A 13,918-nucleotide genomic window follows, 5' to 3' on the forward strand; every position below is an offset into this window, starting at 1 on the left:
ATTATAATTACTCTACATTATAATTACTCTACATTATAATTACTCTACATTATAATTACATTAAAAATGGTTTTTGTCAATATAGGGTAGGGTGCAAAAGGGCACATTTTTCTTTTCATGAAGAAAATGCACCCCATTGGGATATACAGAAAAATACAAATTTTCAAATACTCGGTTTTTACAACACATTGCTTCTTATGATGGCTTATACCCATCAGGAGGGTTTCTTTGAAACCTTCTCCTTCAAAATCTTTGTAGTATTTCTTGTCTTTTATTTGTTTTATTGCCTCATCAGCCAACCTCTCCAGTTTTTCCTCACCGACCATAGTTGGGTATTTTTATATTGTAGTTTATGAACCCTGTATTTTCCCCCCTAGTGTTATATACCCTAATTAACTCACCAGGATGTCATCTTTTCTTCAGCTTTTCTGGTAATATATTCCTCATGCCCTACAGTAATTTTACGCTAACCCACAATAACCCCTACCCCATCCGGTATTATAACTATACTCGCATTCTTACCTACCATATCTTCGGCCATTTTAACAGCTTCTTCCAGTGAAAAGGCGTGGAGCATTTTCATATCATGTATAAGCCCAGGATCACATTTATCCGTAACCATAATTACATTAGCCTTCATAAGGACTCTTGCCAAAATCTGGGCTTCCCACTGGTCGGCCATTGTCTTATCCTGTGGAATGCATGAAATTCTCCGGGCTACCTCATCTACAGTAGCTGCATCTGCAAACCAGCGGTAAAAAGCCTCACCTCCATGCCCATCTCTGCACTCCGCAACCATTATAATCACCCCTCCATCGTTTACACAAGCTTCTGCAGCAGTCATACCCTTCACTGCCTGGTAAATATTCTGATCAAGGGGGTACCCTCCATTAGATGTAACCACTATATCAGCTTTAACTGAGCATACTTTCGCTATTCTTTCTACATATTTACAGCCACATTCATGAGCTTTTTCCGGGTGTCCTGCAAATGCTCTGGTAATTTTCTTCTCACTATCCAGTACTACATTCAATATAAATTTTAGGTTTGCCTTGCGGGCTGCAAAAAGCATATCAGTATGTATGGGATTATTTTGAAGGTTTCCTGTCCTTGCATTTCTGTTTGCAATAAACCTGGAACAATGGTTGGCAAGTACTGTTTTTTCTGATGCAATTCCCGGCAGAATACTTTTTCTTCCCCCCGAAAACCCGGCAAAGAAGTGAGGCTCAATAAAGCCTTCAGATACCACAAGGTCAGCCCAATCTATCAGTGAATTAAGCCATAACTCGCCACCCGAAGGCAGTATGCCCTTGAACACCATACTACTGCTGTTCCTGGAATCGTGGTTAATAATATCCTCTTTTTCGGCCAGTTCGGCACCAAATTTTGCAATTATTTCTTCACGGGTTGTCAACCTGTGGAAACCGGTTGCTATTAAAATCTTTACATCAACATCCGGGTTTAGCCTCCTGATTTCCTCCAGTATTAGCGGCATTGTAATCTTGCTGGGGACAGGTCTGGTGTGGTCACTTGTAATTACAAGCACTTTTTTTGCATCTCTGGCTTTTAAGCTTAATCTCTCGGAATGAATCGGGCTTTGCAGCGCTTCCAGTATAATATCCTCCTGTGTTGCTGAAATTTCGGCGGTTCTTGCGCGCAATATTCCCTTAATCCTGCCGGATTCCATTACCAATTCCATGTATCCCGTGGAATATGGAATTTTTATTCTTACTATATCTTCCATTTTAATCACTCCCACATACTTTCCCAGGGTTTAAAATCCCTTTTGGATCAAAAACCCTCTTTATTCCCCGCATAAGGCCAATCACTGTTTCTCCGACCGATTCTTTCAAATATGGGATTTTTGCATGCCCTATTCCATGCTCCCCCGAAACTTGCCCTTCAAGCTCCAGTGCTTTATCATACATCGCTTTCATAACCTTACCGCATTTTTCTTTCCATACATCGTCGGACAAATCATCCCTGCAAACATACACATGAATGTTGCCGTCTCCTGCATGGCCAAAACTCCTTATCCTTATCCCGTACTCTCTTTCCAGGCTATTCACGTATTTGACATATTCGGCAATTCTATTCCTCGGGACAACAACATCGCATTCATCCATCTCGGTTGTTGAACTCTTTATGGCTTCAAGGAATGCTTCCCTGATACCCCAAATAGATTTCTGGCGTTCTTCGGTGTTTGATAAAAAAACATCAACTGCCCCGGCTTCAAGACAAATGGTTGCAACATCTTCGCATATCTTTTCGATTTCTTCCTCCGAGCTCCCGTCAAGAGTAAGCAGAAGATATGCATCCGATGATTTATCGGGGAACTTCTTATCAAGAAATTTTTCCGCTGCCTCAATTACTTCCCTTTGCATAAATTCAATTGCCGTAGGAATGGTTTTTGATTTGATTATCTTCGGTACCGTATCAATACACGAATCGAAATTTTCAAACGGCACAAGCAGGCTCATTACTACTTTGGGCGCAGGTATCAGCTTTAACATTATTTCCGTTGCAATACCAAGCGTACCTTCCGAACCTACCATAATATCTATCAGGCTGTACCCGGAACTATTTTTTGCAACTTTTCCACCGAGCTTGATTACCTCTCCGTTTGAAAGAACAACAGTCATAGCCATAACATAATCCCTTGTAACTCCATATTTTATGGCTCTCATGCCGCCCGCATTAGTCATAACATTCCCGCCGATAGTGGCACCTTTCTCTCCCGGGTCAGGAGGGTACATTAGACCTTTCTCAGCTACTTCCTTTATAAGGTCCATTAGCAGCAATCCCGGCTGGACTGTTATTATAAGATTTTCACCATCAAAATCCAGCACCTTATTCATCCTGGCAAGAGATAAGAGTATCCCTCCGTGAATGGCAACCGCGCCCCCGCATAACCCTGTACCTGCTCCCCTTGGTGTTACGGGTATATTGTTGTCATAAGCATATTTCATAATAGCGGATACTTCCTCGGTGCTTATCGCTTCTACTGCCACTTCAGGCAAAAACTTGCCATATACGGGCATTTCGTCATGCGCATAATCATCATTAATCTCGTCTCTGCCATAAACTCTCTCAGGTGAGCATATTCTCTTTAAATTCGCTATATCTTCACCTGTTATCTTTTTAAAACTTGCTTTGTTATTTCTTACTGTCTTGTCTTGCATTTTATCCTGCATCAATAATATCTCCTTTCTTTATTTTTTTATTTTTGTCTATTATTGTTTATTTTTGCGATACATTGATCTGACCTTTTGTGGTATAGTGGCCTGACCACTAAAAAGTAAAATCAGCGCTACAAATCACAAATCTCCATCCTCCTTTGCCCTGGTTGTCTTTTGTTCTGGTTGTCAGGTTGCTTCTTTTACAAAATCCAGGTGCTTATTTGTAATTTCCGCAGCAAGTTCAGGGTTGCCATCCCTTATGGCTTCGTATATCTTCTTGTGCTGATAATAAAGGACCTTTGCATTGCTGCTGTCTTTTAATATCTTTGCCCTATTGAATTTTACGGAACTTTCCAGTATATAAGCAATAAATTCGGCAGCCTTTATCAAAACCATATTGCCTGTGAGGGAGAATATTGTCTTGTGAAACTGTATGTCAGCCTCAGCTCCCATATTAATATCATTTCCCTCGAGGGCCTTGCGCATGTTCTCAAGATGTATTTCCAGCAGTCTGACATCAGTGCTCGGACATTTATCCGCCTCTTGCATTTTAAAATCCTTTTCTATTTTGGATTGTTCATTTGCAGCACGCGCTTTTTTCACATTTTCAAGCTGCGTTTCTAAAGCCTGTCTTCTTGCGGCAAGCTTTACTGCCTCTATCTCCAGCATTTTCCTGAAATCCAGCAGATCGGTTTCCATATTTTCATTTTGAACAAAAAGAGGCGCTATTGTATTAACAAAGGGAGCTATATTCATATCCGTAATAAATGAACCTTCGCCCTGGCGCACTTCAATAAGCCCGATTATCTCCATGGCGCTGAAAGCTTCCCTTATTGATGCCCTGCTCACATTGAACATTTCCGCAAGAGTTCTCTCCGGGGGAAGGCGGTCTCCAACTTTAAGCTTGCCTTCCTTGATCATTAGGACAAGCTGCTCGATTATCGACTGGTATATTCTCTTTATGCTTATAGGGCTAACTTCCATATTTTCCCCCTTTTTTCTGTTTTTACGTGCTGCTGTTAACAGTTTTCTTTTTAGGTCATAAAGCATTAACTTATTTGTCCGGTGGCCTGACCACTTTATTATATATTATATTCGACATAGATTTGAAAAATCCTTTTTATCTTAAGAAATTTTTTGGTTTTCTATCTAACTTAGCATAACAATATTAATTTGTTAAAGCAATTGACAAATAATTATGCAACAAATATAATTAAATCAGTTAACAAATACATAAAGTAAATAAATATTTTTAAATAGAAGCGCAAAAATTTGTTGAGGTACATAAAAGAAGAAGTGGAGATATTAGAAACATTACCAAGAAACATGCCGAAACTAAAAGCTGTACTCGTTGATTTCGATGGTACAATATCCACATTAAGGTATGGATGGGAAAACGTTATGGGACCTTTAAGGCGGAAAGCCGTATGCAGAAAGTGAAAGGTTGGAAATGAGAGATGCAATGTTTATAGAAGAGTCAGGGAGTGAAGTTAATATGAAGTGGCAGAAAACGGATTTTGATTTTGGCGGTATAAAAACATACTCAGTCAAAGGAAGAAGGAACCTGGTTACTATAGAAAATATGGCTAAGCCGGGGATAGACCAGGTGCCTGAATGGGGAAATGAAGATTTCGATGAACTTGTATCCCGTATAGCCCATGCAAGAAAAAACGGACGTCCTGTTATTTTATTTATGGGTGCCCATGTAATTAAAAATGGATTATCACGTTACTTAATCGATTTAACAAGAAGAGGATTGCTGACCCACATTGCAAGCAACGGGGCAGGCAGTATTCATGACTTTGAACTGGCATACAATGGGGGTACCTCTGAAGACGTCCCTACCGCCATTGAAGACGGTTCCTTCGGGATGTGGGAGGAAACAGGAAGGTGGATGAACGAAGCTTTGCAGGAAGGGTACAAATATGGTATGGGTTACGGTGAAAGCCTGGCACAATATGTTGATAAATACCCTGAAAAGTTCCCTTACAAAGATGACTGTGTTTTTTATCAAGCTTTTAAAAATGGTGTTTATGCTACATATCATGTGGCAATTGGAACAGATATTATACATCAGCATCCTATAGTGGATTTTGCTGCAATAGGCGCAACCAGCGGAAAGGATTTTAAATATTTTTGTAAGTCTGTATCAATGCTTGACGGCGGGGTGTTTTTAAACTTTGGGTCAGGGGTTATCGGGCCTGAAGTTTTTCTTAAAGCCCTTTCCATATCAAGAAATTTAGGTTTTCCTACATTTAATATTACTACCGGAAATTTTGATATTCTCGACCTTGGAGATTACCGTTCAAAACTGGGTTATGACCACCCACACTATTACTATAGGCCAAGGAAAAATATTGTAAATAGGCCTACAAGCAAAGGAGGAAAAGGTTGGCATTTTTGCGGAGACCACAAGGTAACAATTCCTAATCTTTATAATAAGCTTATAAAGATATTGCCACAGGCTTAAAAGCAGCTATCATATTTACTATTTTCTATAATACTTATAATAGGCAATTACTGTGAAATTTTCTCCTGTATACTCATCTTCGTATCTGAAGTTTACTCCTTCAAGGCTCATTAGTTCATCAATCACTAGATTTTCAAGGGAATGTCTAAAGACAGTCTTATTGTTACATAATATAGCAACTTCATTATTGTCTATAATGTTTATAATTCCATCCTTGTTAAACTACCCCTGCAGTAAATTGCAGGGGTAGCTATTAAATACTCTTATCTCTTAAGCCGTACCTTAATTGTTAACGGTGCCTGAAGAAGTGCCATCCTCCCAATCTGGGTGGATTACCCGGGTCATCCTTAAGTAATTCCTTGTAATTCTCTGAAGCTTTCCTGAATGCCTTTGCATACTGTTCTATTATTTCAGGCCTGTAGTGTTTAAACCAGGGTATAGAATAAACCATGGAACCTATTTTCTCGCTTATAGGCAAGCTCTTGTCAAACTCCCTGACATCCCTCTCTGAATTAGCTATCCTTGTAGGTTTGCCATGCCCATATACGTCGCAGGTATTAAACAAGGCATGCGTATGCAATGCAGCATTGCATCCCGGATAACAGTCACTGACGCCTTCAGCCCTTACAGCTTCTGTAAACCTGGTTACTGAAAGGCCTTCCAGCTCTTCTGGCCTGTATAAGCCATGAGGTGCATACCAACCTGCCATATTGCTGTTGGAATCCTTCGGTGTACGGTGAGGCTTTATTCCCGGCACCCCTTCTAAAAGGTCCCAGAAATAATTCATTGCTTTACGGATCTCTTCGCAGCGCCGGTCATAATATTTAAGTTGTACACGGCCAACAGCAGAGCTCATTTGATGCATACGGTATTTATATCCGCCTAATGGTAATCCTGCGTAAGGCTTCAAATACTCTGTTTCAATTTCATTTGCATTAAACCTTTCATAATGTCCGAAAGCTATTGCTCTTTCATAAATTTCCCTGTCATTTGTTACAAGCATACCTGCTTCGCCCACTGCAAAGGATTTCCCACTCATAAGGGACATTGCTCCAACATCACCTATTGTTCCAAGCTTGCGGCCTTTATAAAGCCCGCCCTGGGCATGGGAAACGTCCTCAATAACTTTAATATTATGACGGCGTGCAATCTCCATAATAGGATCCATATCTGCAGGATGGCCTAAATAGTGTACTACAATTATAGCCTTTGTCCTGTCGGTAATTCTATGCTCAATATCCTTTGGATCCAGGCAAAGAGTATCAGGATCTATTTCTGCAAACACGGGTGTACCACCAAGAGAATATACCTGCGCCACAGAACCCCAATAAGTTACACTCTGGCATATAACTTCATCTCCAACTCCAACCTTGCAGGCATACATAGCAGTCTGTATTGCTGCAGTCCCGCTGCTGAAGCCAAGAGCGTATTTCGTTCCCTGCCACTCTGCGAATTCCTTCTCAAACTGCCTTGTAACATCCGTACCCGACATAGCTCCTCTATGGAGAACTTCCAATACTGCGTCTTCATCTTCTTTCGTAACTATAGGCCACTTAAAAATATCACCGGGATCACTCTGTACTGCTTTTGGCCCACCAAACAATGCAAGTTTCTCCGCCATTTATAATAACCCCCCTAATCTTTTATAAGAGTATTAATTATACTTCTGTATTTATACTTCTGGTTGTATTATAGAATATTGCCGATATGTTATCTTTGCAGATTCCACTTATTAATTGACATATTTTACGAAGCATTCTCAAGTATTGTGGCGGCGGTATATCATTGGTGATATCCCGGTCTTCTGTCTAAATAACCTGTTAAAATGATTAACATTATTGAAACCGGCTTCGTAACAAATATCCAGCACTCTTTTATCAGTGCTTCTTAGAAGTTCCATTGCCTTTGATATTCTTAAATCATTCAAATATTCAGTAAATGTTTTTGTAGTTATGCTTTTAAATAAATAGCTAAAATATGATTGAGATAGCATAAACCTTCTGGCAACCTCTTCAACACTCAAATCCTCTGCATAGTGTTGGTCAATATATTTAATTGCTCCAAATATGGAGTCCCTGTGTCTTTCAAAAGCAGAATGGGATTCTGAATTTTGAAGTTCCCTGGTAAACTCCCGGCCCACCATAACAAGCAGTTTTAGCAGTAAAGATTTTATTACCAGCAGGTATCCGGACTTTCTCTCATTATACTCCATTAAAACTTCATTTAAAATGTTTTCGACTTCAACCTGGATTTTACCTACCAGGTTAAGGCGGGGCTTTACCCTGCTTTCCCCCACAAGAAAAGGCTCAATATATGCAAAGTCAAAAAAAGATTCTACATTCTCAATGCTCCCGAAATTTTGGTTTATAAACTCGGGTATAAACTCAAATTCGAATATTTGTATAGTTGACCCCTCTCCTGTATTAATTTTATGGGGTATATAGGGAGGTATTACAAATATGTCTCCTTTAATAATTTTAAATTCCTGTTTATTAATGTAATGCCCTCCCTTTCCATGGCAAACATAATTGATTTGCATAAACTCATGCCTGTGCAATTGACCCGCAGTATTCGGCTGTACAGTATATTTACGCACAAAAATAGGCAATCCCCCGTGGTTGTTATCTGACATTTTCAGCAGTAGTATATCTCTATACTCTTCCTTATCAAGATATTCCAGATATTCCAAAGTTGAAGAAGTTGAAATCTTTTCCATAACACTCTCCCGACAACCGGTAGTTTAACATGGCGCTTTTAATTTAAATTTTAATATACATTATAATAGAAATAACTGATTTTGTGAAGCAGTTAGCTTATTGTTGATTTATTAGCAAATTCTTTATTAAAAATGTTAATGAAAAAATCAAAAAAGTTTAGAAATTTATTATAGTAACTCTTATAATTAAATTGTACAATAGGTGGGCAGAGGATAAAAAATTATAAAATTAAAAGGACGGTGGTTTTATGTTCCGCATTGGAATTATAGGTTCAGATAACAGTCATGCAGATGCTTTTTCAAAGTTAGTGAATATTCCTGATCCCAAAACAGGCGAGTTTTTATTTCCTGATTGTAAAATAACAGGGATATTCGGGCTGGAAAAAAAACGTACCGAAGAAGTTGCAGCTAACGGAAAAATTGATTTTATTGCAGAAAAGCCTGAAGACCTTATGGATAAGGTAGATGCCGTAATGGTGGTATTCCGCCATGGGGATTTGCATGCTCAATATGCTCTTCCGTTTATAAAGGCTGGAATACCCACGTGGATAGATAAGCCATTTACAATAAAAAATGAAGACGCACTCAGCCTCATTAATGCAGCAAGGGAACACAATACTCTTCTTACGGGAGGTTCCACCTGTAAATACGCTTATGATGTGCTAATGTTAAAAAATGCGGTGGAAGCTGGAAGCAGAATAGGGAAAATAAAATCGGCAGTTTTGAATTTCCCCGCAACCCTGGAAAATGAATATGGGGGAATATATTTCTATGGGGCACACCTGGCAGAAATGACCATGGCAGCTTTCGGATATAATGCAAAATCAGTAGTTGCCAATGAAAATAACGGCTCTGTAATTGCAACAGTAAATTATGAAAACTATCAAGTTGTTATGAACTTTATACCCGATTCAAAAGAATACTATGCAATAGTTTACGGTGAAAAAGGTACAATGTTCAGAGAAATTGATATATCTTTCGTTTATCGCCTTGGATTCGAAAAGTTTGTTGAAATGTTAAGGACTAAGAAACTGCCTATGCCTCTTGAACATCTGTATGCACCCGTGGCACTACTTAACGCTGTAGCAGAATCTTATAAATCTAAGAAGGAAGTAGCTCTGAAGCTAATATAAACTAATATGATAAATGCTGTTAAATAATACAATTAACAAATATTTACAATAAATATTTAAATGGTAGGTGAATTGTATGGGTGAACTTGCATTATTCGGAGGAGAAAAGGTTAAAACCACTCCTTTTGGAACCGGTAAAAGATTCGGGGAAGAAGAGCTCCAACAACTAAAGGAAGCATTAGATCAAAACACTCTTTTCTATTGGGCAGGTAATAAAGTTAAAGACTTCACAAAGAAATTTGCAAATCTTTACGGAGTAAAGCATTGTGTTGCTACATCTTCAGGTACCGCTTCCCTGCATGTTGCTCTTGGCGCAATAGGAGTTACCTGCGGGGACGAGATAATTACATCTCCTATAACAGACATGGGAACTGTAATTGGAATTCTTTATCAAAATGCCATACCGGTATTTGCTGACCTGGACCCGCATACTTATAATCTGGATCCGAAGTCTGTAGAAGAAAAGATATCCGACAAGACAAAAGCAATCATTGTCGTACACCTGGCCGGTAACGCTGCAGATATGGATGCTATTATGGATATAGCAAAAAAACATAATCTTAAGGTTATTGAAGACTGTGCTCAAAGCTACATGTGCTATTATAAAGGAAGGCTTGCCGGGACAATAGGTGACATAGGGTGTTTCAGCCTTAACGATTTTAAACATATTTCCGTTGGTGATGGCGGAATGTTGATTATGAATGACGATGAACTATATGAAAAAGCCTTCAGATTTGCAGACAAGAATTACAATAGGCTTGCAACAGATCCTGTAGCCACAAGGGCTATACAGTACCTTGCTCCAAATTACAGGATGAATGAACTTATGGGTGCGGTAGCCATTGCACAACTGGATAGAGTTGAGTCAATATGTGAAAGAAGAAATGCATACGGCGATGCCCTTACAAAAGGAATAACAGGCTTACCGGGCATATATCCTCATAAAGTACTTGAAGGGTGTAAATCTTCCTATTGGTTCTATATGTTCCGGGTAGATGAAAATATATTAGGTGTAAGCAGGAATGATTTTTCTAAAGCCCTTGCTGCTGAAGGCATACCTAATGGAGCAGGTTATATACCTATATGTGTTTATGAATATGATATCTTTACAAAGAAAAATGCCTATCCAGGAACAGATTGCCCCTTTGGCTGCAAATATTATGGAAAGAATATTGAGTATCATAAGGGATTATGTCCAACCGCTGAAGAAATTTTGAAGACGGCAATAACAATCCCTGTAAAGGAATACTATACCCAACAGGATTTAGCAGATGTCATTGCCGGGATAAGGAAAGTTGCCGAGTATTATTATAACATGAAAAAGTAGTTTAGCAAAATGTTGAAAGGTGTAAAAGGGGCACATTTTCTTCAAACTTCCGAAAATGCAACCCAAAACATATTGCAATAGACTCTTGATTATATTATAATTGTAACAAGCACTCAAGAAATGATGACGTAAAATTGTTAAGAGGGAGTAGCTTTAAATTATAAAGTCAACAACCGGCAATTTTTTGCCTGGCTTTATAATCCCACGTGGAAAGCAAGACTTTTAACATAATTCAGTTTAAGGATTATGTTAAAAGTCTTTTTTTGTTGTATTATTTGTTTAAAAGTATTTTAAAAAGAATATAATGTAAATAAGAGGGAGAGAGGATGGATAAATACTATGGATAAAGATAAACTTCAAGAAACACGTTCAAAGGAAATTAAGGAAATTCTTTTTCATACAATTTCGGTAGAAAAAACGCTTCAATATTTAAACACGGATTTAAACGGCTTAACGGAAGAAGAAGCCCTTAAAAGAAAATCTATATATGGCAGCAATCTTCTTGAGGAAGGGGAACGTAAAACCCTTTTCCTCATGTTCTTGGAGCAATTTAAGAATGTAATGGTTCTTGTCCTTCTTGTGGCTGCTGCTATATCGGGGTTTTTAAAAGAGATTACCGATACAATAATAATCTTAGCTGTTGTAATAATAAATGCTATCCTTGGAGTAATCCAGGAAAGTAAAGCTGAACGAGCCCTGGAAGCTTTGAAGAAAATGTCTTCTCCATACTCAAAAGTAAAAAGAAACGGTAATGTAACCTTATTAAAAACTGAAGAAATAGTTCCCGGTGATATAGTTTTACTTGAAGCAGGAGACTTCGTACCTGCCGATATGAGATTGGTAGAATCAGTAAATTTAAAGGTTGAAGAAGCGGCCCTTACAGGGGAATCGGTACCTGTCGAAAAGTTTACCCGGGAAATAAATGATAGGGATATTGTTATTGGAGATAGGAAAAATCTGGTTTTTTCCGGCAGCAGTGTTACATACGGCAGGGGTATGGGCGTTGTTACACATACAGGTATGAATACACAGGTAGGTAAAATAGCAGGATATATTACCAAAAGCAAGCCTGATGAGACCCCTCTCCAGAAAAAACTTGCCGAAATAGGGAAATATATCAGTATAGGTGTAATAGTTGTAGCTGTGATAATATTTATAACCGGGATGCTTAAAGGAAGAGAATTTCTCGAAATGTTCCTTATTTCAGTAAGCCTTGCTGTTGCAGCAATACCTGAAGGTCTTCCTGCTGTAGTAACCATAGTGCTTGCCATAGGTGTACAGAAAATGTCAAAGCGGAATGCAATAATAAGGAAACTACCCGCAGTTGAAACCCTGGGCAGTACAGATATTATATGCTCCGACAAAACAGGCACCCTTACACAAAATAAAATGACCGTAACTGAAGTTTATTTAGATGGAGGTTTAAAATTTGCCCATACTGTCACTTTACATGATAAGAATTTTAATATCTTTGCCCAAATTATGGCTCTTTGTAATGATTCCAGGGTAAAAAAGAAAGACGGGGAAGAAATTGAAGCTATTGGAGACCCTACAGAAACAGCACTGGTAAATTTTATAATGAGCAAAGGACTCAATAAAGAAGAAATGGAGAGATCCATGCCAAGGGTAAATGAAATTCCTTTTGACTCTGAAAGAAAGCTTATGACTACTATCAATCAACATGGCGAAAGATATAGAGTGCTGACTAAAGGTGCTCCCGATATGTTGTTAAAGTATTGTAGTAAAATATTAATAAATGATGAAATTTTACCTCTCTCTCAATCGCACCTTAAAGAAATTGAAAAGGCAAACAGCCTGATGGCGGGCAAGGCTTTAAGGGTACTTGCTATGGCTTTCAAAGATATAGATATTATACCTGAAAATATATCCTCAGAAAATATTGAAAATGATTTGGTATTTGTTGGCCTAACCGGTATGATAGACCCCCCCAGGGTTGAAGTAAAAAACGCAGTGAAAGTATGCAGACAGGCAGGTATTAAACCCATAATGATAACAGGGGATCACAAAGACACCGCCATAGCAATAGCAAAAGAACTTGGTATAATAGCTGATAACAGCCAAGTCATTACAGGCAGTGAACTTGATAAAATCAGCGACGATATATTTGAAGATCAAGTGGAGAAATATTTAGTATACGCCAGGGTATCTCCTGAACATAAAGTAAGGATAGTTAAAGCATGGAAGAAAAAGGGAATGATTGTAGCCATGACCGGGGACGGAGTAAACGATGCCCCGGCTCTAAAAAGTGCTGACATTGGCGTAGGAATGGGAATTACCGGTACTGATGTTTCTAAAAGTGTTTCAGATATGGTCCTGGCAGACGATAACTTTGCCACTATTGTAACAGCAGTTGAAGAGGGTAGGAGGATATACAGCAATATAAGGAAGGTTATACAGTTTCTTTTATCTGCCAACATGGGGGAAGTTATAACATTATTTATTGCTACCATGCTGAATTGGACCATCCTTTTCCCCATACATATATTGTGGATTAATCTGGTTACGGATACATTTCCTGCCCTTGCCCTGGGTGTCGAAAAGGCTGATAAGGATATCATGACCCGCAAACCTGTAAAATCCAACAGTAGCATTTTTTCCGGCAATCTTGGAGTGAATATACTTTACCAGGGCATTCTAGAGGGTTTTATAACACTTGCCGTATATTATATAGGTTTTAAGAAGTATTCATCAAGTACTGCAATCACTATGGCTTTTGCTACATTGGGACTTATACAATTAGTACATTCTTTTAATGTACGTTCAGGTATAAAATCAGCCTTTAATATAAGTTTTACATCAAATAAATACCTGGTATGGGCTTTTTTGTTGTCTGCTTTTCTCCAGATTTCTGTTATTGCAGTACCATATTTGAATAACATTTTTAGGATAAGTCCCCTAAACTTTACCCAGTGGCTCATAGTAGCTACTGCATCATTATCAATTATACCTTTTGTAGAATTAGTAAAACTTATACAGAGGCATAAATAAATAGGCGCATTTTCTTTCCATGACCCATTATATTCCATAAACGGTGCTCCAGGCCTCTAGAGCCTGTAAATTCACTTCGGGGCA

At 38.6% G+C, this 13,918-nt stretch carries 10 protein-coding genes; 4 read left to right on the plus strand and 6 right to left on the minus strand.

Annotated elements, in window-relative coordinates:
• Positions 1 to 44: 44 nt before the first annotated feature.
• The 4 genes from HPY74_01465 to HPY74_01480 all read right to left on the minus strand — a co-directional run bounded on the left by HPY74_01465 (position 45) and on the right by HPY74_01480 (position 4,163).
• Positions 45 to 326 carry a hypothetical protein gene (locus tag HPY74_01465; protein NSW89345.1) on the minus strand — a complete coding sequence of 94 codons (282 nt, stop codon included), beginning with the start codon at positions 324 to 326 and terminating at the stop codon, positions 45 to 47.
• A gap of 140 nt (positions 327 to 466) precedes the next feature.
• Entirely contained in the window at positions 467 to 1,735 is a 1,269-nt protein-coding gene (gene larA / locus HPY74_01470) for a nickel-dependent lactate racemase (protein ID NSW89346.1), read from the minus strand.
• Between the two features lie 10 nt (positions 1,736 to 1,745).
• A complete protein-coding gene (locus tag HPY74_01475) occupies positions 1,746 to 3,182 on the minus strand; it encodes an FAD-binding oxidoreductase (GenBank protein ID NSW89347.1) in 1,437 nt (478 codons plus the stop codon).
• 183 nt (positions 3,183 to 3,365) lie between these two features.
• Complete coding sequence (locus HPY74_01480; GenBank protein NSW89348.1) at positions 3,366 to 4,163, minus strand: FadR family transcriptional regulator; 798 nt, start codon at positions 4,161 to 4,163, stop codon at positions 3,366 to 3,368.
• A 511-nt stretch (positions 4,164 to 4,674) separates the two neighbouring features.
• Here HPY74_01480 and HPY74_01485 point away from each other — a divergent pair.
• The gene (locus HPY74_01485) at positions 4,675 to 5,649 is read left to right on the plus strand and encodes a hypothetical protein (GenBank protein ID NSW89349.1); all 975 of its coding nucleotides are present in this window, start codon (positions 4,675 to 4,677) and stop codon (positions 5,647 to 5,649) included.
• A gap of 289 nt (positions 5,650 to 5,938) precedes the next feature.
• On the opposite strand, the gene HPY74_01490 is transcribed toward HPY74_01485, so the two are convergent.
• Together HPY74_01490 and HPY74_01495 are read right to left on the minus strand one after the other, a co-directional pair.
• Positions 5,939 to 7,270 (minus strand): DegT/DnrJ/EryC1/StrS family aminotransferase, encoded by a 1,332-nt coding sequence (locus tag HPY74_01490; protein ID NSW89350.1) that lies wholly within the window; start codon positions 7,268 to 7,270, stop codon positions 5,939 to 5,941.
• Between the two features lie 138 nt (positions 7,271 to 7,408).
• The gene (locus HPY74_01495) at positions 7,409 to 8,365 is read right to left on the minus strand and encodes a helix-turn-helix domain-containing protein (protein ID NSW89351.1); all 957 of its coding nucleotides are present in this window, start codon (positions 8,363 to 8,365) and stop codon (positions 7,409 to 7,411) included.
• A gap of 248 nt (positions 8,366 to 8,613) precedes the next feature.
• On the opposite strand from HPY74_01495, the gene HPY74_01500 reads away from it, so the two are divergent.
• The 3 genes from HPY74_01500 (at position 8,614) to HPY74_01510 (ending at position 13,834) form a co-directional block, all read left to right on the plus strand.
• Positions 8,614 to 9,498, plus strand: coding sequence for a Gfo/Idh/MocA family oxidoreductase (locus HPY74_01500; protein ID NSW89352.1), 885 nt, complete (start codon positions 8,614 to 8,616; stop codon positions 9,496 to 9,498).
• Between the two features lie 76 nt (positions 9,499 to 9,574).
• Entirely contained in the window at positions 9,575 to 10,825 is a 1,251-nt protein-coding gene (locus tag HPY74_01505) for a DegT/DnrJ/EryC1/StrS family aminotransferase (GenBank protein NSW89353.1), read from the plus strand.
• 339 nt (positions 10,826 to 11,164) lie between these two features.
• A complete protein-coding gene (locus tag HPY74_01510) occupies positions 11,165 to 13,834 on the plus strand; it encodes a calcium-translocating P-type ATPase, SERCA-type (GenBank protein NSW89354.1) in 2,670 nt (889 codons plus the stop codon).
• Positions 13,835 to 13,918 lie beyond the last annotated feature (84 nt).

The organism is Bacillota bacterium (assembly GCA_013314855.1).
In the GTDB taxonomy this organism is placed as follows: domain Bacteria; phylum Bacillota; class Clostridia; order Acetivibrionales; family DUMC01; genus Ch48.